We start from the raw sequence: 23816 nt of genomic DNA, 5'->3' as shown, positions 1-23816 counted from the left end.
CACCGTCGCGCCCCCGCCCGCTCCGACCGCGTCGAGGACCACTCCACGACGCATTTACATCGATGTACATTATGGGCCCGGTGACCGCACCGCCCGCCTCACACCGACTGGAGTACGTGTGCCCACTCCCTCCGTACCGCGTCCCGAGTACCCGCGACCGCAGTTCGTCCGCGACGACTGGCTCAACCTCAACGGCGCCTGGCAGTTCGAGACCGACCGAGGGGACAGCGGTCTGGAACGGGGTCTCCCTGACCGCGCCCTGACCGGCACGATCCTCGTCCCCTTCCCGCCGGAATCGGAGCTGTCCGGCATCGGCGACACCGACTTCCTGGAGGCCGTGTGGTACCGACGGGTGGTCACACTGCCCGCCGCGTGGGCCGGACGCCGTGTGCTGCTGCACTTCGGCGCCGTCGACTACGACACCACCGTGTGGGCCGACGGCGTCGAAGTGGCCCGCCATCGCGGCGGGTTCACCCCGTTCACCGCCGATCTCGGTGACATCGCCGGCGCCGGCGACGAGGTCACGCTCACCGTCCGCGCCCGCGACCCGAGGTCGGGCCCGCAGGCCAGGGGCAAACAGGCCGTCCAGTACGCCAACCACGACTGCAACTACACCCGGGTCACCGGAATTTGGCAGACCGTGTGGCTGGAGCCCGTCCCCGAGCTGCACCTGCGGCGTCCCCGGATCACGCCCGACCTGGCGGGATCGGCGTTCCACCTGGAGCTGCCCCTCTCCGGCAACCGCCCCGGCCACCGGGTCCGCGCCGTTCTCACGGACGCCGACGGCGAGGTGTGGAGCGCCGAGGTCCGCGCCGATCTCGATCTCGCACCGCGCCTGTACCTCCCGGTGCCCGAGGACCGGCGGCGCGAGTGGTGCCCCGGCGATCCGCATCTGTACGGTCTGCGCATCGAACTCCTCGACGCGGCGGGCGAGGTGACCGACAGCGCGGACAGTTACGCCGGTCTCCGGGCCGTCGGAATCCGGGGCAAGGCCGTCACCCTCAACGGGCGGCCCCTCTTCCAGCGGCTGGTGCTCGACCAGGGCTGGTACCCGGACGGCCTGATGACCGCGCCGACCGACGAGGCCCTGGTCCACGACATCGAGATCGCCCTCGCGGCGGGCTTCAACGGGGCAAGGCTGCACCAGAAGGTCTTCGAGGAGCGCTTCCTCTACCACGCGGACCGCCTCGGCTACCTGGTCTGGGGGGAGTTCGGCGACTGGGGCTGCGAGACCGGCGGTTCGTCGGGCGACAACCAGCGGCCGGACGCCTCCTACACCGGCCAGTGGCTCGAAGCGCTGGAACGCGACTACTCGCACCCCTCGATCATCGGCTGGTGCCCGCTGAACGAGACGTACCAGAAGCTGCACGACCGCGTCACCCAACTCGACTCCGTGACCAGGGCGATGTTCCTGGCCACCAAGGCGATGGACACGACCAGGCCGGTCATCGACGCGTCCGGCTACGCCCACCGGGTCACCGAGACCGACATCTACGACTCCCACAGCTACGAGCAGGACCCGGCCGCCTTCCAGCGGCTGATGTCCGGCCTGGCCAAGGACGAGCCGTTCGTCAACGCCTACGAGAACGGCGCCGCCTACTCCCTGCCGTACCGGGGCCAGCCCTACTTCGTCAGCGAGTTCGGCGGCATCTGGTGGGACCCGGCCGTCGCTGCCGCCGCACTGTCCGGCGAGGACCGCACGGAGTCCTGGGGTTACGGCGAACGGGTGCGCGACGAGGAGGAGTTCCACGTACGGTTCGCGGGCCTCACCGGCGTCCTGCTCGACGACCCCGCCATGTTCGGCTACTGCTACACGCAGCTGACCGACGTGTTCCAGGAGCGCAACGGCGTCTACCGGTTCGACCGCGGCAGCAAGCTGGACATCGAACGGATCCGCGCCGCGCAGCTGCGTCCGGCCGCCATCGAGCGGGAGGGGCAGGAGCAGGGGCACGAGCAGGGACAGGAGCAGGACCCCGCGTAGGGGGAAGCCTCCCCGGCACCCGCCGACGCCTCCCCGGCGGGTGCCGGGGAGGCGTCGGCGCGGTACGGCGGGGTCCGTCAGACCCGTCGCAACTGCCAGAGCTGGGGCTGGAGGCCGTTGCACGTCCACTGCTGTACGTTGCCGCCCGGCTGCCGCGAGCCCTCGGCCACGTCCAGACACTGGCCGCTGGACCGGGCGACCAGCCGGTAGTAGCCGCGGCCGACGTTCTCCAGCCGCCAGTCCTGCGCGGCCAGGGCGTTGCAGTACCACTGCCGGACGTTGGCGCCCGGTGTCTGCGAACCGTCCCGCACGTCCAGGCAGTGTCCGCTGTCGCGGCCGGTGAGGGTGAAGGTGTTGGCGCCGTGGGCCCGCAGGTACCAGTCCTGCGGGGTCAGGCCGTTGCACGTCCACTGCTGTACGTTGCCGCCCGGCTCCCGGGAGTCCCCGGCCACGTCGAGGCAGTGTCCGCTGTTGGCGTTCACCAGCCGGTACAGGGCGCCGTCGACCACACCGGCCGCGTCGCCGCTGCCGGTGATCCCGCCCGTGGCGTAGTACGGCTTGCAGACGCTGCCGTCCCAGTCGGTGGCGATCTGGAGGACCTGCCGTCCGTCGGCCGAGGGCAGCAGTGGGGAACTGTAGTTCTGGCAGTAGTTCGCACTGGGTGACGTGACCCGTACCGGCGACTCGATCTCGTACCAGGGGCCGGTGCCGTTCTCCGTGTTGGCGAGGACCGTGCGCCCGCTCTCCGCCGCCGGGGTGCCGTCCCGGTTGAGCAGCATCTGCCCGATCAGCAGCAGCCGGCCGTTGGGGCCGCCGTCCGGCGCCGGCGCCCAGGCGACGGTGGGCGCGGCCCTGAAGTACTTGCCGTCGACCGTCTCCGGGCGGAACCCGAGCGAGGCCGGATCGCCCCAGTCCCAGCCGTTCGCCGAGGTGCGGTAGTGCACCACACACTGGTACTGGCCGCCCGGGTTGCAGATCTCGTAGCTCATGAAGTACGAGCCGTTCGGCAGCTTGCGCACCACCGGCATCCCCGGCCGGTCGGGCGCCCAGCCGCTCGCCACCGTGTCCCGGCGGTCCTGCCAGTGCACACCGTCGTAACTGCGGGAGGCGGACAGCTTCTGACTGTGTGCCGGATCGGTCTCGTCGGCGTAGTGGCAGACGAGCGCCCCGTCGGACGCCACGGAGAACTCCGGTTCCCACAGCCCGCCCGTCCCGCTCGCGGTGGCGCAGGAGGACAGATAGGACCAGGTGCGGCCCACATCGTTGCTGCGCCAGACGCGCAGCGCCATCCGCCGGTCCGGCTCGTCCTGCCCGGCGGACGCCGCCCACAGCAGGGTGCCGGCCGGCAACGCGCCCACCTGACGGGGCAGTTCGAACAGGGTGCCGCAGCACTGGCCCTGCCCGGCGGACGATTCGGGATCGACGATCCGGCCGACCTCCCGGAAGACCGAGCCGTTGTCCGTGCTCTCGTGAATGGCGCCCACCCCGTTGTCGCCGTCGAAGGTGGTCACACTCGCCAGCACGCGCCCGTTGGCGGCGCCGTTGTACGCCAGCCGGATGGCCCGGGGATAGAGCCCCGTCCCGTTCCGCAGCGCGGTACCCGTGGCCAGGGGGGCGGCATCCGTCACGGTGGTGTCCGCCGCGGGGGCGGAGGTGGCGGGGACGGCCAGGGTGAGGCTCAACGCCCCGGCCAGCCCCAGCAACAGGCCCCGGGCCGCCCGCCGGTGAAGGCGGCCGGCGGTGCCGGAGCGGGCCGGGGGAGCGGACGCGGGCAGCGGGCCGGGCGAGGGGGGCCGGCGGAGTGTGAGGAAGTGTGGTCGACAGAGACGGAACACGGAGCTCCTTCCTGAGCGCACTGGTGCGTACGGCGGTTGCGAGCGCCACAGTAGAGCCGCTTGTACATCGATGTACATGGACGGGTGTCAACTATTTACATCGATGTACAGACCCTGCCGCGCGCGCACCGGAACCGAGGCCGGGGCCACGGATGACGTGCTCTGTTCCCGGATGGAATGATGACCGGCGACAGGGCCGGGACGCGCTTCTCCCCGAAAGACAGAGAAAAACAGAGGGGGACTCACACGATCGCCCCCGTGACGAACCACCGGGGCGGATCTCCCCGGAGAGGAAGGATGCGGCATGCCCGCGAGACCGGCTGAAAGGGCGTCGGACAACCCGGCGGACGCGCGCGCGAACATACCCGGCCGGGCGCCGTGCCGGGTCGTCGTGTGCCGGGACTGCTGCTGCGGCACTCCCAAGGTGACCGGCGTCGATCACGCGGCCCAGACCGCCCGCCTGCGCGCGGAGACCCCCGTACGCGTCTCCGCCTGCCTGGACGTGTGCGACCAGGCCAACGTCATCGTCGTACAGCCCTCCGCCGCCGGCCGGGCCGCCGGCGGACGTCCGGTCTGGCTGGGGCTGGTCAACGACCCGGAAGCGACCGAGGACATCGTCGCCTGGGTCCGGGCCGGCGGCCCCGGACTCGCCCCCTGCCCGGAGATCCTCGACCTGTACGCCTTCAAACCACCACGCCGCAGCGCCGCCCCCTGACCGGCCCGCCATCATGACGGAGACGGAGAGGTCCTCGGGGGCGGAGGAACATCCGTGGCCGATCGCCCGCCGGGAGGTGCGCCTCCAGGAGAAGACGGCGCTCTGGCGGATGCTCCACGGGACCGCCGGGTGCTCGGCGGAGATCCCGGGCGTGGAGCACACCGCCGTACGCGGCCCCGGGACGGGCTGGGATCTGGACCGTCGCGGTACTAACGTCTTCCGGCGCGGTCGTCGTACTCCTCGCGGGCGGTGAGGACGTCCTCGATGTGCCGCACCGACCACTCCGTGAGTGCGTTCACCCTGGCCGAGCTGGCCGCGGGGATCTCGGCCGCGACCGGGAAGCGGATCGAGTACACCGATCTCACGGCCGACGGGTTCGCCCGGGTGCTGGCCGACGCCGGCGTCCCCGCCGAGCAGGCGCACGTCCTCGCCGACGCCGACCTCGCCATGGGCCGCGGCGAGCTGTTCACCGACTCCGGCGACCTGCGGCGCCTGATCGGACGGCCGACCGCGACCCCGGCCGAGGCGATCGCCGCCGCACTCGACTGACCCAGCGGCTCGGGGAGTTGAAAGAAGTACCTGACGAGCACGTCGAGTTGATGTGGTGGCGCCCGAACGGCGACAGCCGGGCGGCGGTGGTCGCGGTCCGTTCCCCGGAGGCGCGCGGCCCGCTCCCGGCCTGCCCGGATGGGCCGGTACTTCGCTGTACGTGGGGCGGGCCCGGGGCGAGCGGACCGGGGCCGGCCGGAGGGGCTACCGGGACACCGATGTCATCCGGGCGCGAGGGAGGCGTGCCAGGACGGCGGAGTCGATCTGGAGGGTGCGGTCGGCGGATCCGGCACCGCAGTAGACGGGCCGAGCCGGTTCGGCCACCGCGGTGTCGATCAGGCACGGCACTCCGGGCCGGTGGCTGACCGGCGGGATGCCGCCCGGTACCAGGCCCTCCGCGGCGAGCGGACCGGCGTCCGCCGGGCGCAGCCGGGAGCGGCTGGTGCCGGTGGCGGACGCGAGGCGAGCGAAGTCCACCCTGTCCTGCGCCCGCAGCGCCACGAGCAGGAGCGGGGTGTCCGGCGTGGTGAAGGCGAGCGTCTTGATGGCCTGCGTCCAGGGGAAGGGCAGCGCCTGGCGCTCGGCGACGCTGTGCGCGGCGGCGTGCGCGTGGACGGTGTACGCGCAGCCGTCCGCGTCCAGCACGGCTCGCCAGGATGCTTCGGGCGTACTCATCGAGGACCTGCGGCTTTCGGCTCGGCGAGGAAATGGTGACCTGCGGGAATCCGGGTGCGGGGAATCCGGGTGCGGTCTGCCCTTGAGCCTGGTCGAGACCGCGAGGTCCGATCAACTGATTGTGGAATCCTGCAATCGTGATCACGATGCGCTTCACCGAGACGGCCGAGGAGGACATCGCCTTCTCCGTCTCACCGCTGCTCGAAGCCGTCCACTCCTGGCATGTGCTGACCGACCCCGGACACCACGCCCTGCACGTGCCGTGGGTACGGCGGTGCCGCCGGCTGCCCGCGGCCCTGCGCCGGAAGATGCGCGAACACGGCTTCGTCGTGGCCGACTACATCCCGGCCCTCTTCGAAAGCCGGGCGGGCGATCACGACGCCGACTTCGAGGACCAACTCGCCGCCGTACGGGCCCTGTCGCCCGACCTGGTGGCCGCCGAACTCGCCCAGACTCTCATCGACACCGTCCACCGCACCGGATACGGCATCGTCGAAGACACCACCGCCCGCGACGCGGTCCTCGCCGAGCTCCAGCGGTCCGACGCGGACCGGGCGGCACGGCTGAGCCGCGTCCTCGACGACCCTTGCTCCGTCCTGGAGAGCGCGCTCACGGTCCTGGAGGACTACTGGAGCGCCGCCTTCGCCGACGAGTGGGAGCGCGTCGAGCCCTCCCTGTACGAGTCGATCGCACGGGCGGGATCCAGGATCGCCCACCAGGGCCTGTTCCCGATGCTCCGTACCCTGGTCCCCCAGATCCGCATCGACCCCGCCCTGCGGACACTCCGGCTCGACCGCCCGCACCACCACGACATCGCCGTCACTCGCGACCGCCCCGTCACGTTCACCGCCGGCCACTACGTCTGGCCGCACGTCCGCGTCACCTGCGACACCCCATGGCCCCTGCGGGTCACCTACCCGGCCCTGCCCCTCGCCCCCGCCTCGGCTGCCCGCCCCACCAGCCAGGAAGACACCCTCACCGCCCTGCGGGCCCTGGCCGCCGCCCCACGTCTCCAGCTCATCACCCACCTCGCCGCCCAGAGCCGCAGCACCCAGGAACTCGCCGCCCTCCTCGGCCTGTCCCCGTCCGTGATCTCCCGTCACCTCCACCAGCTCACCCGGGCAGGACTCACCACCACTCGCCGCGAGGGCTACTACGTCCTCTACTCCCTCGACCCCGCCCGCCTCGACCAGATCGCCGCAGCCCTCACCACTCTCAGCCCGGGCCCGAAGCCCGGGGCGTAGCCGCGAACCCCCGGGGGACCGTCACCGCGTCCGCGTGCGTGGCGCGCAGTGCGACACCGATGCCGTGAGGCGAACTGGGCGGAAAACCAGGGCGCGGAGGGATCCCTGCCATGTGATGATCCTCCCGGCGCGCCGGGTCTGCCGGTGCGTCACCACACCCTTGGGGGGTAGCAATGAGACTGTTCTCCGCTGGACGCCCGGTACGTCTCAGATCCGGCGCCGCCGTGGCGGTGGCGGCCGGTCTGCTGACCGCCGGCCTCGCCGCACCCGCGTTCGCCGACGATGACGACGACTCGCCGCAGACCGACCAGTTGTGGATCCACCAGCCGTACGAGCGAACGCTGCCGACGGGCACCGACGGCGGCCGGCCGCCGTCCCGCACCCTCGGCGTCGGCCTCTACCACGACAACGACAACTTCACGGTGACCGACGGCAGGCTCACCATCGACGTCTCCGACCTCGCCGGGGTCGCCGAGGTGACCTGGCCCGACAACTGCGCGCCGAGCGGCGCGAGCGCGGTGTGCGACATCCCCGTGGTGCCCGTGATCGGGAGCGACTACAAGGACCAGGTGTTCCTGACGGTGCGCGCGGCCGACGGCGCCGAAGCCGGCGCGCGGGGCAGGATCACCTTCGAGGCGACCGCCACCGGCGGGCCCGACGGCACGCTCACCGCGCCGCACGAGAGCTTCGACACCACGCTCACCGTCGGCGCCGGACCCGACCTCGCCGTCGAGCCCCCCGCCGACATCAAGGACGGCCGGCCTGGCCAGGAGCGGCCCGTCCCGTTCAAGATCACCAACCACGGCAACGAGAGCGCGAACGGGTTCACCGTCAAGCTGAACGCCTCGTACGGTCTGACGGATCCGACCCGGTACGACGCCTGCGCCTACACCACGACGGACGGCACCAACTACGCACCGTCGAGCAACGTGGTCTGCACGTTCGACCAGGTGCTGGCGCCGGGCGACTCCTTCGAGCTGCCCGAGCCGCTGGCGGTACGCCTCGCCCCGCACGCGCTGAACGAGCGGCTGGACATCGGCGTCGAGACGGGCGACGGCGCCCAGGACATCGATCCGCGGAACGACTACGCGATCGTCCAGATCGGCGCGGAGAACACCGCGGACTTCTCCGTCACCGGTGATGCCATCTCCGGCGCGGCGGGCGAGACGGCCACGGCCGAGCTCACGTTCAAGAACAACGGTCCGGGCTGGCTCGGCAACCTCGGCTCCGGCGACCCGGTCGCCAAGGTCCGGCTGATCGTGCCCGAGGGCACCACGGTCACCGGCGTGCCGTCCGGCTGCTCCGCGCGCACCCTCGACGGCGGCTACTACCCGACGCAGACGGGCGCCCCGCGCTACGACTGCAACCTGCGGTACTGGGTCCTGGAGAACACGCAGCGCACGTTCGCGTTCTCCGTGCGCGTCGACACCGTGGTGCCCGGCGCGACCGGTGCCGTGAGCATCCACCCCGCGTACGGTGAGTTCGGCGCGTACCCCTTCGACTTCGACCCGGACCTCACGAACAACACGGCGGTCCTGGCCGTCAACTGACCAGCCGGGGGCGGAGCCGGGCGATCCGACCCGTCCCCCGGTCCCGGAGACCGAAGTCCCATACGCGTCGCCGCCCCGCCCTCTCCTGAACCGGCGTTGCACCTGTTCAGGAGGGGGCGGCGGCATTCGCCGATCACATGCTCGTGCCGGTTGATGAAGCCGGAAGTCCCAGAAAAGTCCCAGGATGTCGGCAAATGTCGAACGCTCGGCTCCTGTGACGTGCGCGGCGCAGTCAAGGACGAAGCGCTAACTAAGGGGAAAGGCGGGCGATTTGCCCGGTTCGGTTGCACGTTCTTGGCGATGGGAGCGCCTCCATCGTCAAGTCTTGACTAGGACCTGTCAATATTTGGGCGCGACGAGACCATTTACTACTCCACCCCCACGCGCTACAACAGATGGGAGCGCTCCCATTGCCCTCGTTAACCCCCCACCATCCACGCCAGACCCTCTTGCAGGTCGATCGCCGGGCCCGAACGGTCGGCTCCCGCAGCATGGGGCGACGCCCGCGACAGGTCCCGGCCGATCGGTCGGTGCTCGAAAGAGAACCTTCACGAAGGAGACCAACTCATGGCCATCAACTCGGTCCGTGCCCGGCGCACGCTGGCCCTAGCCGGGGCCGCGGGCGTTGCCGCAGCGGTGCTCTCCGTGCCGTCCCCGGCATCGGCGCACGGCGTCAGCATCATGCCCGGCTCGCGGACCAACCTGTGCTACAAGGACCTGCTCCAGAACGGCTCGACCCAGATGCCGTCCAACCCCGCCTGCGCCGACGCGGTCCGGCAGGCCGGTACCACCCCGCTGTACAACTGGTTCGCCGTTCTGGACTCCAACGCCGGTGGCAGGGGCGCGGGTTACGTCCCGGACGGGAAGCTGTGCAGTGCAGGCGACCGCAGCCCGTACAACTTCTCCGCGTACAACGCGGTCCGCACCGACTGGCCGAAGACGCACCTGACCTCGGGGTCGAACATCCAGCTCAAGTACAGCAACTGGGCGGCCCATCCAGGCAAGTTCGAGGTCTACCTCACCAAGAGCGGGTGGAGCCCGGCCAAGGCCCTCGCGTGGGGCGACCTGGACCACCTGCAGACGGTGACCAACCCGCCGCAGAACGGTGGTGTGGGTACGAACGAAGGCCACTACTACTGGAACCTCCAGTTACCGCAACGGAGCGGTCAGCACATGCTCTTCGTCCAGTGGATCCGCTCCGACAGTCAGGAGAACTTCTTCTCCTGCTCCGACGTCGTCTTCGACGGCGGCAGCGGTGAGGTCACCGGTCTGGCGGGCGGCGAGCGGTCGGCCGCCGAGGTCGAGGCGCTCGGGGCGGACGTCGAGAACACCAAGGCCGACCCGATCCACGCCGCCGGACACACCGAACACGCCGCGGCCGGCGAGAAGCTGGCAGCCTCCAGCAACGAGTCGGCCGTCGCCGTGCCCGCGGTAGTGGGGGGCCTGGGGGCAGTCGTCTTCGCCAGTGGCGCGATGGTCTTCAACCGGATCCGCCGGGCCAGGCAGCACGGCTGACGGCCGAGGACCCCGGCGCCGCCGCCGGGGTCCTCTCACCGTTCACGCCGTTCACGTCGCACCGCACTGCCGCAGCATCATCTGTTTGTCCGGGGCCGTCATCGGCATGTCGTGGTGAGAGCGAAGGCCGGGGGCGGCAGTTGCTGTCGGACGCGAGGTGGATCTTCGTGGTCTTGTGTCCTGAACGTGAAAGGGAGTTGGTTGTAGGACCGCTTCTGGAAATGGTGCTGTGCGAAAGATGAAGGTATGGCCCTTCAGAGTCGCCCTGCGGGGGGAGGCCCTAAACCGCCTCATGCTGCGTTGGCTGAAGACCGTCGTGGTGAGCGATGAGGAAAAGGCGTCGTAAGAGGCGTCAGGTGGGGATCGGAAAGGCGAACGCAATTGAATCGCTGCTGACGTGTCGAAAAAGATCAAGACGGCATCGAAACCGGGGTGTGACCACTATCCCGGGACGAGCCTGGCGGGTGCCCGTTTATTGGCCAGGTGGTGTCCGGCATGTAGGCGACGCGAGGCCGGTCTGCTGCTTTCGTACGGAACAGGAGAAGGCAGGTCCCGATACTGCCCGATGGGTGGTGGGCGAGAGGGAGTACCCCGAGCAGCAGAAACTGTGAGGGGCAGAGTACCGACGAGGGGCCTGCTGGCGGACCGGTCCGTAGTAGTGATGAAGCCTCTGTAACGGAGGTGGAGCGAAGGGACCGGGTTGTTCGGGACTGAGTTGATCGCATCAACCGGAAGGTTTCCGGCAGGAGTTCGGTGAGCCAGTCGAACTCTCAGATCAAGCCGTTTGATATTCCTAAGTGGGAAGTCAAGGAGGCGTGGGAGGAAGTCAGGGCGAACAGAGGCGCGCCCGGCGTGGACGGCCAGAGTGTCGACGCGTTCGAGAGAGACCTGAAGGGCAATCTGTACAAGGTCTGGAACCGGATGTCATCGGGCTCCTGCTTCCCGCCTCCGGTGCGTGCGGTTGCTATTCCCAAGTCGCACGGAAATGGAACGAGGATGCTCGGCATTCCCGCCGTCTCCGACCGTGTGGCTCAGACCGTTGTGGCACGGCGTCTGATGCGGAGGGTGGAGCCTGTTTTCCATCCAGACAGCTATGGATATCGGCCAGGCCGGTCCGCCTTGGACGCGGTAGAAGTGCCGGGAGCGCTGCTGGAAGCGGGACTGGGTGGTGGAGTCCGACATCACCAAGTTCTTCGACAGCGTGCCCTGGGATCTGCTGGTCAAGGCGGTGGAGGCGTATACCAACGCCGTTTGGGTGAACTTATATGTCCGGCGGTGGCTCAAGGCCCCGCTGGCCATGCCCGACGGCTCACCGCTGCAACGGGAACGCGGAACCCCGCAAGGGGCCCCGGTTTCCCCTGTGTTGGCGAACCTGTTCCTCCACTATGCGTTCGACACCTGGATGGCTCGGGAGTTCCCGAACATCCGGTTCGAGCGGTATGCGGACGACGCGGTCTTGCACTGCGTCACCGAGCGCCAAGCTCGGACGGTGCTGGCCGCGCTCGTGGACAGGATGGCTGAGGTCGGGCTGCAACTACACCCGGACAAGACCCGGATTGTGTATTGCAGGGATGGTAAACGCCAAGGCTCATTCGAGCACACGGCGTTCACCTTCCTGGGATACACATTCCGAGCCAGGCAGAACCAGGATCGATACGGCAAGTCTTTCCAGTCGTTCGACCCCGCTGTCAGCAAGGACGCCCTGACGAAGATGGGCCGGGCAGTGCGCTCTTGGCGCTTGCACACCCGGTCCGATCTGTCCTTCCGAGAGCTTGCCCGCAGGATCAACCCTGTCGTGGCCGGCTGGATCAACTACTACGGGCGGTTCAGACCGTGGGAGCTGAATCCCTTCTTGATGCGTGTCAACGCCTACCTGGTGCGCTGGATCCGCCAGAAGTACAAACGGCTTACGGCTGAACGGAAAGCCATCGCGAAGATGATGGAGATCGCTCAGCGATATCCCCGCATGTTTGCACAGTGGCGCTACACGGTCGCAGCCGTGATGACCTGATGATCAGAACGGCAAGAGCCGTGTAACGGGAGACTGTTACGCACGGTTCTGTGAGAGCCGGGAGGTGAGATCCCTCCCGGCTACTCGGCAGCCCGCCGCGGGAACGGCCGATCGCGTGCCCGGCGGGCCCTCGGTGGGCGTCGAGGCCCTGCCCTCGGGCTGCGGCCCGGCACTTCTCGGGGCGGCGGGTGTTGGTGGCGTGCTGGTGGGCCCGGGTGGTGGTGGAGTCCACCGCCACCCGCCACCCGCCACCCGCCACCCGCCAGTCGCCAGTCGATCAGCCCATCATCGTCTGCGCGGGCGAGCAGCGCGCCGAGCACACGGTCCCAGGTCCCGTCGGCCGCCCAGCGGCGGTGGCGGGCCCACACGGTCTTCCAGGATCCGAACCCGGCTGGGAGGTCTCGCCAAGGAACACCGGTGCGGTACCGGGTAGACGATCGCCTCCACAATGCGACGGTGATCGGCCCACGGCCTACCGCGACGACCGGAACTGGAGGGCAGCAGAGGCCGGATGCGTTCCCACTGCCGTTCGGTCAAACGCGCGTGACGAGGCACCAGGACCAGACCGCAGAGGTGCCGTGCACCCGGGCCAGCAGCCCGGCCGGGCTCAGCCAATCGTCTTGATCACCCGGGCGGGCACTCCCGCGACCACGGCGCCTGCAGGAACATCACGAGTGACCACCGCACCGGCAGCGACCACCGCACCGGCGCCGATGGTCACCCCCTGCGTGATCAAGGCAGCTGCCCCGATCCAGACATCGTCCTCGATGACAATCGGGGCGAAGGAGAGGTACTCACGGCGCTCGGCCAGGGGCAGTGGATGGCCTCCCGTGATGAGGCTGACCTTCGGGGCGATCATGACGCCGTTGCCGATACGGATGCCTCCCTTGTCCATGAAGGTGCATCCCTGGTTGACGAAGACGTTCTCCCCGAACGTCGTGTTCAGCCCGCACTCGGTAAAGAACGGTGGGTAGATCACCACCGACTCCGACAGCGGGCCGCCGAACACAACGGAAAGTAGTTCCGAACGGCGTTCGCCGTCGCTGAACGGAAGGACGTTCAGCTGAGACGTCGCATCGGTCACCTCCACGATCCGCTCAGCATGACGCGCGAACTCAGGCGTCTGGACATACATGACCTGCTCTGTGCGGGTAGACATGCGCTGATCCCACCACCGCGCAGAGCACTCGATCAAACAACCCTGCGCCACTCCAGACACAACCAATGGTTGTGGAAGTAGGGTGAAAGCGTGGATGTTGAAGCACTGCGGACGTTCGTGACCATCGCCCAGACCGGGCAGTTCCAGGCTGCGGCCGACGACCTGGGGATCAGCCAGCAGGCGGTCTCCAAGCGGATCGCGGCCCTGGAGAGGCACCTCGAGGTCACGCTCCTGGCGCGGACCTCCCGAGGCTCCCGCCTGAGCCTGGACGGGCAGGTCTTCCTGCCGCACGCCAAGAAGGTGGTGGCGGCCATCGAACAGGCCGAGCAGGCCGTGCGCCCCGGAAGCCGCCCCTTGCGCGTCGACGTCCTCAATCGGCGCATCTTCCCGGCCCAGGCCGTCTACCGGTTTTACCGCTCACACCCCGAGACGGACCTGGACGCGGTCACGCTGAGCACAGAGAACGCCGCCCAGGCCGCCCAGGCGGTGCTCGAAGGGACCGTCGACGCGTCCTTCCGCGCCCTGCCGGCAGACCAGGTCCCGGCCGGGATCAGCGTCGAACGACTCCTGGACGCACCCCTGGAGCTGCTGGTCGGGCCAGGCCACCCGCTGGCTGACACGCCCTGGGTCAGTCCTGCGGATCTGGCCGGTCACCGCATCTGGATCCCCGGGATCAGGCCGGGCACGGAGTGGGCGGCGTTTTATCAGGCGCTGTCCGGGGCCTTCGGCCTGAGCATCGACGCGCTCGGCCCCAACTTCGGTGACGAGGCCCTGATGGACGCGTTGGCCGACTCGGCCTCGCTGGCCACCCTCGTCGGCAGCGGGGACCGGTACCTGTGGCCCCAGACCCACGACCTACGGCGCATTCCGTTGCACGACCCGACCCCGGTCTACCCGCACGTGCTGCTGTTCCGCAGCGGAGACCAGCATCCCGTACTGACCGCCCTACGCGACTATCTGCGCACCGCAGGCCCGCGAACCCCGCACGACGTGTGGGCGCCGGACTGGGTGGGCCGCTGACGACCGTGTCGTCAGTCATTCAAGATCATCTTGCACGTGCGTTGCGTGAGTATTCACAGGTCAGATGGCATGGTGTGGTGTTGTGCCCCTTGTGCCCAAGGGGCACAACACCCCGCCCGTCAGATGTCCCGGAAGAGACCAGCGAACGCGTTGACCTGCCGCAATGAGTGGCTGATGGCGGCTGACCTGCGCGAATGCCCTTTCAGCTGTTTCACGTTCGTGCCGGTTGATGGGGCCGGAAGTCCCAGGAAAGTCCCAGAGGGCTCCCACTCTTGATGGACGCCCTTTCGGCTTTGTTCAGGGTGGGGCAGCGTGGTGTGGCCTGGATCGTGGAACACGGATGTCGAGTCACTGGGGCTCAGCCGATGCTTTGCGGGATCGTGGGCTCCTGATGATCGACGATGACTCTGCGACTGGCGGCAGCGAGCCGACTGTGCCCTCGGAGCCTGGGACGTCGTACAGCGAGCGGGCGAGGGCGCTGGAGCTGGTCGAGCGGTCGTCGCCGAGGGGCGCGTTCGGATCGCTGCTTCCGGTGACGACGAGGTCGCCGAGTGGCGGCGTGTCCTCAACTACGCGAAGCGGCACGGCCTGGAGCCGGAGGGCAACGCATCGAGAAGGTGCCGTACGGCGGGCCGGGGATGGAGTTGTTCCTTGCGGAGGGCCTCATCCCGATGCGCGGAGTCAACGGCGGAAAGAGGGCGGGGGCTTGGTTCCCGTCCCCGCACGACTGGGGAACCTGCATCCTCTCGTGGCCGCGCTCAAAGATGACGAGTGCCGACTGGACAAGCCGTCTGCCCTGCGCCGCAGGTCGCTCCTGCTGCTACAGGGGTTGGCGGCTGAGGCGGTACGGCGCAGGTACGAGGTGCGGAAGGACCACTCGTCCTTCTACCCACGCGAGGGCGGAGTGGACATTGCTGTCGACGGCTTCGCCTATACCGTCACCGTCAGGCAGGAGTTCCCGAAGTCAGCGGATCCCGACCGCTCCGGGCGCCTCGTCGTGGAGCTCGCCCATGGCCTGACCAGACGGCCGGCCGCTGGCGGGATCCGAAGACCCGGACGCTCGAAGAGGCCCTCGGTGTGATTCTTGGTGAGATCGAGGCACGAGCGGCAGAGGATGTTCGGCGAAGGCAGGACGGGCAGCGGGCCGGCGCGGAACGCCGAAGCTCGCTGGCGAGCGGCCGTGGAGGTGGCGAAGGAACAGGCTGTTCGCGAACAGCTTGCCCAGGCGCTGCGCGATTCGCGTCACGCTTCGGTGGGAAGGGGACGAACACTCTCCGCCTGCGGGCCGCGGTCGCCCTGGGTGATCCGGAGCTGGACGCGCTGACCGACCTCCAGCCCGCGGAAGCCGGTCATCTGGATGGCGGAGTAGTGGACGAAGACATCACGGCCGTCGTCGACGGCGATGAATCCGTAGCCCTTGTCGTTGTTGAACCATTTGACGGTGCCTTCGAGCGGCGGTGCGAAAGCGGGGTTGCGCAGGAGGGGGCCCCGGGAATCGGTGCTGGCGTCGTCAAAGGTCTGAACACCGATGACAAGCCTGCGGTCGCGGATGCGAGCAGTCAGGTCCCTAAGGCTGATGAACTCCGGCGCTTTGGGGATTCCTTCGGTGAGCACGGTGGCGAACTCGTTTGTGAGCGTCAACCGCGACCGCTTGGGGCTCTGGGGTGCGGTGATCAGGGACCAGTGCCCATGGATGGATCGGGAGTTCAGCAACGACCGTATTCTGTCCGCGTCGGCAAAGTAGGCGTCGATGATGAGGACCTTGAACCGGGCGGGGCTGTCCTCCATCAGCGAGACCAGACGCCGGAGGGACAGGGCGGTGAGATCGGGCCGGTCGCGATGGGAATAGGAAAAGGCGAGAAAGACGCCGCGGGATGTTTCCAGCACATGCCCTGTGAAGTGGACGAGAAGCGTGTGCTCGGCCTGTTGGGAGAGGTCCTCCAGCGAACCGACGAGAGGCTCGGGGAAGTGCTCGTTCCAGAAGAGTGACACGTTGGCATCGTCGAATGGACCGGACTCCTGAGTCCGTCCCAACGCGCGCGCCAACGCGATGGCCTGCTCCGCGGAGTTGGGCCGGTCTGGGAACTGCTCGTATCTGTCGGCTCCGATCAGCACGGCGCGTGAACGCGCTGGATCGAGCACGACGCGGCTCGAAACGGACTCCGGGGTCCGGGAGGCCGTCTGCGACGAAGGCAGGATCCTTGTGGCGTGGAGCCGGTTCTCCCTGTCACCTGTGCTTCGGTACACCATGCCGATCACAGCGCCTTGCAGGTCGACGACTGTTGCCCCGGACATGGGCACGGGGTCGGCCGCCGCCGACTCCAGTACGAAGTTGTCGCCCCGTACGGATGCGACCCGGTAGCGGGCCAGAGCCGGAGGCGTGGATCCAGGAGTGCGGTCCCGCGTGAATCCCACGACCAGGACCCAGTCCCCCCGTGTCGGTGAGGGAGCGGAGGGCAGGGGTGGCTCCTGCGGGGGGCGCCCGGGTCCCACGTTCGTCAGCACGGCCAGCGGCGAATGCGCCGTCGCAGCCGTCAGTTGGGCATGCCACGTGCGCGGGTCCTCCCAGGGGCGCCCTTCGAGGCGTAGGAGGGGGGCGAGAGTACCCGCTGGGAACAGAGCGGCCGGCATTACTACCTGCCCGCCTGCAAGAAGGATTCCCGAGCCCAGCTCCTCACGGTTCAGGCTGATCCTCACCAGCCGTTCGTCGGCGGCTCGGGCCAGGCTACGGATTTGGGGGGAGCGCGTGTCGTCGTGGAATGCCGCTGCGTTCCGGAGGAGCCGGGACACCTCGCGCAGACCTCGCTCCCGAGCGGTCTGGGTCAGGACGTCAAGTGAGTTCGTGTGGGCGAATCGGGCCAGTACCGGCCAGAGTTCGTCGGGTGGGGAGAAGTCCGGGCGGTCCCGTCGGTCGGCCCACTCCACGAAGTCGTCGAGCACGTAGTCATCCCCTCCGCGCGACGCCGTGGCCATCACCGACCGGCCTTCGGGCACCGCTGCGCAGGCGTATCCCAGCGCTGCCGAAAGCCAGTTGTGCGGAGCGGTGTCCCAGCTGGAGCCGGAGGACCGATAAATCAGTGCCGCCGCCTCCAGCAGTTGGCGCGACATCGCGGCCGTGTGTCCCAGGCGCCGGATGTCCAGCGCCGCCAGGAGCAGTGTTTTGGCGAAGGACGGAGCGTTGTGGACGCGCGCGAGGGTTTCCGACTCCGCGGTCAGCGAATACACCCGTATCAAATCGAGCCGGCCTAGGGCAAATCGAAAGGACTCGGCTTCCTCCGAGTGGTCCGTTCGCAACGCATGGAAGTCCTCGGGTCTGAGTTCGCTCAGCACCAGCACGGGGCTCAGCGCGGACATCAGATTGATGAGCTCGCTGGTTGTCGAGGGCGACCGACGGTCGGAGGCCAGCAGGAAGGAGCGGAGGTCGGGCACGACCACAGCCGTCCGAGGGTGCAGCCGTTCTCTCGCACCGACCAGTTCGTCCGGTGACTGCGGGGTCCACAGTGTCCAGTCGTCCGGCAGGGCGGTCACCGCGCGGGCGATGGCCGTCGTCTTCCCCGACCCCGCATCGCCCAGCAGCACCGTGAACGAGCTGAGCCCCCGCTGCGCCCGAGCCAGTACTTGTTGCAACTGTTCGTCCACGTAGCGGTCGACGAGTTCGGGTATAGGCTGGAGCCCTGGCAGGGGATCCGAGACCCAGCTTCCCGCACCCTCCCGCGCCGCGAACGGCATCGCCTCCGGTACGAGTCCCCGTTCACCGGTGCTGTCTCCACCCCTGCGCCCGGCGAGGAAGTCGCCGCCACTGGCCGCGCCGTACTCGCTGATCCCCGTGCCCATCTCGCGCCGCACCAGTTGCTGCACGGAGGTGATGGCGTCCCGGCGCTGGCCGCCCAGTAGTGCTTCCCGGACCCCGGGGCGGAAGTCGAAGGGGATGCGGTCGGGGCCGGCCGCTGCCTCCTGGCCCCAGGGGGCGAAGAGGCCACCGAGAGCGACCTCCGCCAGGTGGCCGTGCTCCGCCTCGGGGAGCATCGTCTGGCGGACGAGGTTCATGACCGGGAGGCTTAAGGGCACGGCGGACAGATATCCGGCCAGTCGTTGGGCAAGGGGGGACGCACCTGCCCTGAAGCGGCGCAGTACGTCGGTGACCTCCTCCCGGGCGGGAGCCAGGGGCTCGGCCCGCAGCGGCGCTGGCGACGACGGCGTGCGGGGGAGCGCCAGGCACGGCACCCGCGTCCACTGGCCGCTGCCCGCCACCAGCTTCGCCAGGAGCAGCACGGACGCCGGTTCGGCCTCCACCACCGGGATCGCGAGGACCTGAGGGGTGGGCCGCAGCCGTACGCTCCTGCGGCGGCTCCGTGCCGGCGCGCCCACCCGCCACGACGTGTTGGGCGAGGCCGGACTCACCGAACGCAACGGCAGGGACCGCGGACGCACCGCGCCACGGTCCCAGAGCCGGCGCGGCAGGATGTTGAGGAGCGCCACCGGGCCGTGGGAGGCCCACTGCCGCAGCATGCGCGCGACGTCCGCCTCGGCCCAGCCGCTCGCCACTGTGTCCGTGACGACGATGACCAGACGGTGCCCCGACGGGTCGGACACCTCTTGTACGCTGCGCCGCTCACCGTCAGGTGTACGGGCCACGGACAGCGGCTCGGCGGCGTCCGGGTCGGTGCCGAGCAGGTGCCAGGTGCGTACGTCGCGGAAGATGCCCGTCTGCACGAACACCCGCCGCAGTTCGCCGACCAGGCCGTGCCAGAGCAGCATCGAGTGGTGGGCGTCCACCACGAGGGCCAGGTCCAGCCAGCGTCCCCTGCGCGGCCGCAGCACCGGAGTCGGAAGGCGCTGCTCGATGGTCCTGCGGACCGTCAGCTCCTCGTCGAGTTCGCAATCGGCCGGGTTCCCGCCCGAGGTGTCCTTCGAACGGCCCAGGGGGCGCAGCGCCCGCATCACCGCCAGCGCATCCCGGACGGACGAAGCTCGGCGGACGCGGACCAGTTCGACGCCTTGCCGCGCCGGGCCGGGCGCGTCCGTGACGTCGCCCGCGGTGTAGAACTCCTCCTCCGGCGCCCGGTCTGCTTCCTCGGGGCCCTCGGCCGGGTACTCGGTCAGCGGCGTGGCCTCGGACTCGTCGAGGACGTCCTGAGCGGACCCCGCGTCCGGACCCGTGGCGCCACCGACGCGCGCCGCCAGCCAGAGGATGTCCGCCAGCTCCTCGGGTCCGGCGTTCGCGCCGGACTCCTCCAGTGCCCGCAGCAGCCGCTCGATCACGCCAACGGGCCCGTCAGCCGTTGCAGTACGGCGTCCAGGAAGTCCTTGCGCTCGCCCGCGCCCGACCACGCGCCGCTCAGCCGCAGCTGGACGGCGTTGAGCAGCTGGTCCGTCGCCAGGTCGCCCTCCGTACGGCGCTCGATGAAGTCGGTGATGAGGTCCTGGTAGCGGTCTTCCCGGGTCGTGTCGTCGAGCCTCAGCCGCTGCCGGACGATCTGCTTCAGCTTCTTCTCGTGCGGCGGCTCGACGTGGAGGCGGATGCAGCGGCGCAGGAAGGGCGGCGGGAAGTCGCGCTCGCCGTTGCTGGTCAGCACGACGACGGGGAACGCGCTGCACTGGACGCGCCCGCGGTCGATCCCGGCACGTAGCTCGGGATCATCCTGCGTGCCCACCCTGACCCGTGGCTGGCGGGCGGCGATCCGTGCCAGTTCCGGGATCTCGAAGGAACCCTCCTCGAACACGGTGAGCAGGTCGCTGGGCAGGTCGATGTCGCTCTTGTCGATCTCGTCGACAAGCAACACCCGGGGGCGCTCCTGTGGCAGCAGCGCCGTGCCGAGCGGGCCGAGACGCAGGTACGACGCGATGGCGCTGCCCGAGGAGGGGCGCCCGCCCGGCTGCCGCCGGGGCGGCGCGCCTCGGCCGGCCTTCAGATGGCGCAGGTTCGCATCGTGCAGACGCCCGATCGCGTCGTACTGGTAGAGCGCGTCCCGCAGGGAACTGCGGCTGGTCACCGGCCAGTGCAGGACCGGTCCGAGTTTCAGATCGGCCGCGATGCTGTGCGCCAGCGTCGACTTGCCGACTCCGGGCTTGCCGGTGACGAGGAGCGGGCGGCGCAGGTACAGGGCCGTGTTCACGGCGTCAATCTCCGCGTCGTCCGGTACGTATCCGTCGCCGCGTACCCAGGTGTCGGTCCAGGCCGGTCCGGCGGTGCCGGGCGGGGCGTACTCCGGGTCGGGGGCACCCTTGAACTTCCGCCACGGCGGCCGGTTCTCGTCGAGCCGGGCGCGCTTCTCCGCGACCGAGCCAGTGCCCCGGTAGATCCACCAGTCCTTGACAGTGTTCATCGGACTTCCTCTCCTAGACGACGGTTCACGAGGACAGCGACCGCCTCAAGGGCACCCGATCGGGGTTGTCGTAGAGCAGCGCGAGCGGGTGCTGGTCCACCCGGGCTCGCCTGAGTCCGGTGGGCAGCGATGCCACGTCGAGTGCGTGCGGAGGGTCGGCGTCGAGCGCTGTACGTATGGCCGCGCCGGCTGCCGGGGAGGGGCGACGCCAAACGGCGATCGGTATCCCGCCGTCCACCACGGCTTCCAAGACGTCCATGACCAGATCCTCGGTCACCTCGGCCAGCACGCAGACCGGTGACGCGTTCAGTTGTAGCTTGTCGGCCAGGTCGCCGGACACATCGCAGTCCGCGATGTCCCGCACGGCGTCCGGATGCAGGCCGCCATGTGTCTCGTACCACTGCCACTTGGCCAGCCAGAGTTCGAGATCCTCGCGTTCCTCGGGGCAGCGCAGCACTACCTCGTAGCGGCAGCCGAGCTGGACGGCCCGCTCACCGCGGCCTCTGCGCGCGGGGCGCGACACCGTCCAGGTCTCGAACGGCACCTCCAACAGGTCGAACGGAACGTGGAACTCGATCCGCGCCGGCTTCGCCGGTTCCGTCAGGAGGTGAAGGGTGAGCGCCTTCCGCACGCCTTCCAGGTCCATGGGGTCCGGAAAGTCGCCCACGTAGTCCCAGCGCTCCTGGAACGACCAGAGTTGCAGTCGGTAGGAGTCCTCGTCGTCCTCGGTCAACCGCACGTGCAGCGCGGGGGACTCGACCGGACGAGAGGGCGGCACCGGGACGGGGTCCGCGCTGAGGCGTTCACGCGTACGCTCCACCCATCCGTTCGCCGCCACGACCCAGGGAGAGGGCGCGGCACGGGATGCCAGGTGCTTGACGAACGGCAGAGCGAGCGGAACGGCACGGCTGGTGCCCTGCCGGTCGTCCAGATCACGCACGATCTCCACCAAGTCCGACGACGGCAACTTGTGGTCCATCGGCGGAACGCAGCCCGTCACCTCGAAGGCCCAGCGGTACGCCGCATAGGTGTCACGGGGCAACTCCGTGCTCTCGGAAATCAGTTGCCCCAGCTCCGTCCAGGCGACCTGGTCGAGGACGAGACCACCAGTCGGCCTGCTCGTCGTACCACCGTCCGCCCAGGTGTCCCCGTGGAGAGAAGAACCGTCCCAGCCCAGGGCGATGTCGAACTGCGGATGCTGCCAGGCCGTGCCGTTCGCTCGCATCACGGTGAAGTCGGCCTGCACGTCCCGGGCGATGTCGGGTAGGCCGAGTGTCGCCTGTTCGAGCGTTCGGCCCTCCAGACGTCTGAGAAGGGTATCCGTGAACTGGCCCGCCTGGACGGTGTTCTTCGCAGTCTCACCGGGCCGGGACGCGTAGAGCGTGAACTGCATGCGCCTGGTGGGGGCGCCCACCGGGTAGTTCACCTGGGGGAACTTCCCTTTAAGTCGTGCGATGTCCAGCCGACAGGAATCGCCCACGGTGACGGTACGGCGGAAGCGGCCACCAGCGATCTCGTCGGACTTCCACCGGCGCAGAGCCGAGCTGAGATTGAGGTGAGCGAAGAGACCGGCCGTGGCGTCGGCGTACGGCAGCAGCAGATCGTGGCGACGGTCCAGGAAGCCGTGTCCGGCCCAGTAGATCCACAGCAGGTCACCGTCGCACTGGGCGAGGTCCGTGAAGAGCGCTTCCTCGACGTTCTTCTGGGTCGCGGGTTTGGCCTCCCCCTCGACCCAGGTGCCGGCCAGGGGCGACAACAGCAGACGTACGTTGCTCTTCGGTACACCAGCGGTGCCGGTGAGCCAGTCGGCGAAGCGGACGGCGTCGCCGGCCGGGCCGGAGAGGTTCAGCCGGGTGTCGATCTCGTAGGACTCGACACCCACCACGAGCGCGAAGGTCCGTTCCGGTGTGATCTGCGGCTCGGCGGCTGGGGAGCCGTCCGTCACCGCAGTGCCTCGGCGATCCGCTCGAAGACCGGAGGGAGCTTCCAGTAGGCGCTGTGCGAGACGGGGAACGGCATTCCGCTGCGCACCTCATGGTCGACAACCCGGCCGTCGCCCGGGAAGACCGGTTCGGCGAGGTAGGAGAGGACATCCCGACGGTCGTAGATGTTGAGCCACTGAGGGAAGTCGGAGGGCAGCCGGTCACCAGGCTCCAGTCCGGCCAGGGCACCGAGTTCGTGCAGGAAGGGTGCCTGGGAGCCGACCGTCACCAACAGGCGCACAGACAAGGGAGGTTGGCGTCGGGCAGCCAGAGCGAGGGTGTCCACGAGGGCGATGCCGCCGAGGCTGTGGCCGATGACGACCGGAGGCTCCGGGCTGTCGCCGATCACCCGCTCCAGATGGGCGCGCAGATGCTCACCGCGTGCCTGGTAGCGCAGGATGTCACCGATCTCGGATGCCTTCTCGGAGGTGACCTCACCCCGCTTACGGTCCAGAAAGGACTGGGTGGCCACGCGCTGTGCCAATCGGGACAGGACGCCCGCCGTGCGCGTCACCACGCCCCGGGCAGTCCCGCCTAGCCGCTCGCTCAGAAGGTCGACGAGCCGGTCCCGTTCCGCGTCGGTGCACAGGGCGGTGTCGCGGGCCTCGGCGAGCATCACGGCCACCAGAGCCCGGCCCGCGTGGACCCTGAGTTCGGCGGCGGTCGCGTCGTCCTCGGCGACGAGGCACGCGGCGTGGAACTCGTCGGAGCGCTCCACCGTCCACAGGGCGTTCCGGTAGCCGCCGGCCAGACCGGTCTCCCGCAGTAGTACGGCGAGTTCGTCGTCCGGTGCCAGGACGGCGGGCAGGGCGCGCAGGGCATCGCCCACGTTCTCGCCGGGCGACTGCGTTCCCAGCAGCGCGAATCCGTCGTCTTCGGCCTCGGTGCCGAGTTCGGCCAGAACCCTCAGCTCGCACAGCGGATCGGCGAGGAGCAGCAGCCACTCTGCGGTCTCGGGATCCTCCTCCGGCCCTGGCGCGGGCCTCATGCCGGGAACCGACGCGCCACCCGCGCTGAGTTCCGCACCGAACTCCGCTCCCCAGTAGCAGCGTTCGACCTCGGCCTTCGGGAATTCCTTCAGCAGCCCGGCCTCGACCAGCGCGAACAGTTCCTCGAACCGTTCCCGGCGGACACCGGTCCCATGGACAAAGACGAACCTCATGCGCCCCCCGACCCCCGACGTGCCTGTGCCACAGTGAGAATAGACCGTCGGCGCAGTCGGGGGGAGGCGGTGTGACGAACCCGCCTGACTGC

The 23816-nt window shown here is 69.3% G+C and carries 15 protein-coding genes and 1 pseudogene; 8 read left to right on the top strand and 8 right to left on the bottom strand.

Going from position 1 to position 23816, the window contains the following annotated elements:
* The first annotated feature begins 118 nt into the window (after positions 1 to 118).
* Positions 119 to 1981 carry a glycoside hydrolase family 2 protein gene (locus tag OG627_RS06760; protein WP_329062426.1) on the top strand — a complete coding sequence of 621 codons (1863 nt, stop codon included), beginning with the start codon at positions 119 to 121 and terminating at the stop codon, positions 1979 to 1981.
* A gap of 77 nt (positions 1982 to 2058) precedes the next feature.
* Here the strand turns inward: OG627_RS06760 and OG627_RS06755 are convergent, their stop codons facing one another.
* Entirely contained in the window at positions 2059 to 3816 is a 1758-nt protein-coding gene (locus tag OG627_RS06755; protein ID WP_443073425.1) for an RICIN domain-containing protein, read from the bottom strand.
* A gap of 304 nt (positions 3817 to 4120) precedes the next feature.
* On the opposite strand from OG627_RS06755, the gene OG627_RS06750 reads away from it, so the two are divergent.
* Both OG627_RS06750 and OG627_RS06745 read left to right on the top strand, forming a co-directional pair.
* Positions 4121 to 4531, top strand: a complete 411-nt coding sequence (locus OG627_RS06750) for a (2Fe-2S) ferredoxin domain-containing protein (protein WP_329062424.1) — start codon at positions 4121 to 4123, stop codon at positions 4529 to 4531.
* A 285-nt stretch (positions 4532 to 4816) separates the two neighbouring features.
* The gene (locus OG627_RS06745) at positions 4817 to 5080 is read left to right on the top strand and encodes a hypothetical protein (protein WP_329062422.1); all 264 of its coding nucleotides are present in this window, start codon (positions 4817 to 4819) and stop codon (positions 5078 to 5080) included.
* Positions 5081 to 5284: 204 nt separating this feature from the next.
* On the opposite strand, the gene OG627_RS06740 is transcribed toward OG627_RS06745, so the two are convergent.
* Positions 5285 to 5755 (bottom strand): YbaK/EbsC family protein, encoded by a 471-nt coding sequence (locus OG627_RS06740; protein WP_329062420.1) that lies wholly within the window; start codon positions 5753 to 5755, stop codon positions 5285 to 5287.
* 146 nt (positions 5756 to 5901) lie between these two features.
* Here OG627_RS06740 and OG627_RS06735 point away from each other — a divergent pair, with 146 nt between their 5' ends.
* From OG627_RS06735 to OG627_RS06720, 4 genes are all read left to right on the top strand, one after another.
* Positions 5902 to 6999 carry an ArsR/SmtB family transcription factor gene (locus tag OG627_RS06735; protein ID WP_329072433.1) on the top strand — a complete coding sequence of 366 codons (1098 nt, stop codon included), beginning with the start codon at positions 5902 to 5904 and terminating at the stop codon, positions 6997 to 6999.
* 173 nt (positions 7000 to 7172) lie between these two features.
* Positions 7173 to 8549: a hypothetical protein gene (locus tag OG627_RS06730; protein WP_329062418.1), complete on the top strand. Its 1377-nt coding sequence runs from the start codon at positions 7173 to 7175 to the stop codon at positions 8547 to 8549.
* Positions 8550 to 9116: 567 nt separating this feature from the next.
* Positions 9117 to 10064: a lytic polysaccharide monooxygenase auxiliary activity family 9 protein gene (locus tag OG627_RS06725; protein ID WP_329062416.1), complete on the top strand. Its 948-nt coding sequence runs from the start codon at positions 9117 to 9119 to the stop codon at positions 10062 to 10064.
* 1168 nt (positions 10065 to 11232) lie between these two features.
* Complete coding sequence (locus OG627_RS06720; RefSeq protein ID WP_329062414.1) at positions 11233 to 12075, top strand: reverse transcriptase domain-containing protein; 843 nt, start codon at positions 11233 to 11235, stop codon at positions 12073 to 12075.
* Positions 12076 to 12391: 316 nt separating this feature from the next.
* Here OG627_RS06720 and OG627_RS35450 read toward each other — a convergent pair.
* Both OG627_RS35450 and OG627_RS06710 read right to left on the bottom strand, forming a co-directional pair.
* Positions 12392 to 12630 (bottom strand): annotated as a pseudogene (locus tag OG627_RS35450) (transposase); the annotation flags it as partial.
* A 52-nt stretch (positions 12631 to 12682) separates the two neighbouring features.
* Positions 12683 to 13210 carry a DapH/DapD/GlmU-related protein gene (locus OG627_RS06710; RefSeq protein ID WP_329062412.1) on the bottom strand — a complete coding sequence of 176 codons (528 nt, stop codon included), beginning with the start codon at positions 13208 to 13210 and terminating at the stop codon, positions 12683 to 12685.
* A gap of 114 nt (positions 13211 to 13324) precedes the next feature.
* Here OG627_RS06710 and OG627_RS06705 point away from each other — a divergent pair, with 114 nt between their 5' ends.
* Positions 13325 to 14254, top strand: coding sequence for a LysR family transcriptional regulator (locus OG627_RS06705; protein WP_329062411.1), 930 nt, complete (start codon positions 13325 to 13327; stop codon positions 14252 to 14254).
* Between the two features lie 1242 nt (positions 14255 to 15496).
* Here the strand turns inward: OG627_RS06705 and OG627_RS06700 are convergent.
* From OG627_RS06700 to OG627_RS06685, 4 genes are read right to left on the bottom strand one after another with little or no spacing between them, the layout of a single operon-like run.
* The gene (locus OG627_RS06700; protein ID WP_329062409.1) at positions 15497 to 19516 is read right to left on the bottom strand and encodes an SAV_2336 N-terminal domain-related protein; all 4020 of its coding nucleotides are present in this window, start codon (positions 19514 to 19516) and stop codon (positions 15497 to 15499) included.
* Positions 19513 to 20580, bottom strand: a complete 1068-nt coding sequence (locus OG627_RS06695; protein ID WP_329062407.1) for an AAA family ATPase — start codon at positions 20578 to 20580, stop codon at positions 19513 to 19515. Before OG627_RS06695 ends, OG627_RS06700 begins: the two co-directional genes overlap by 4 nt.
* A 25-nt stretch (positions 20581 to 20605) precedes the next feature.
* Positions 20606 to 22525, bottom strand: coding sequence for a VMAP-C domain-containing protein (locus OG627_RS06690; RefSeq protein ID WP_329062405.1), 1920 nt, complete (start codon positions 22523 to 22525; stop codon positions 20606 to 20608).
* Entirely contained in the window at positions 22522 to 23724 is a 1203-nt protein-coding gene (locus OG627_RS06685; RefSeq protein ID WP_329062403.1) for a hypothetical protein, read from the bottom strand. Before OG627_RS06685 ends, OG627_RS06690 begins: the two co-directional genes overlap by 4 nt.
* Positions 23725 to 23816 lie beyond the last annotated feature (92 nt).

Source organism: Streptomyces sp. NBC_01429, assembly GCF_036231945.1.
Taxonomy (GTDB): domain Bacteria; phylum Actinomycetota; class Actinomycetes; order Streptomycetales; family Streptomycetaceae; genus Streptomyces.
This window is presented reverse-complemented; position numbering and strand designations above follow the sequence as displayed.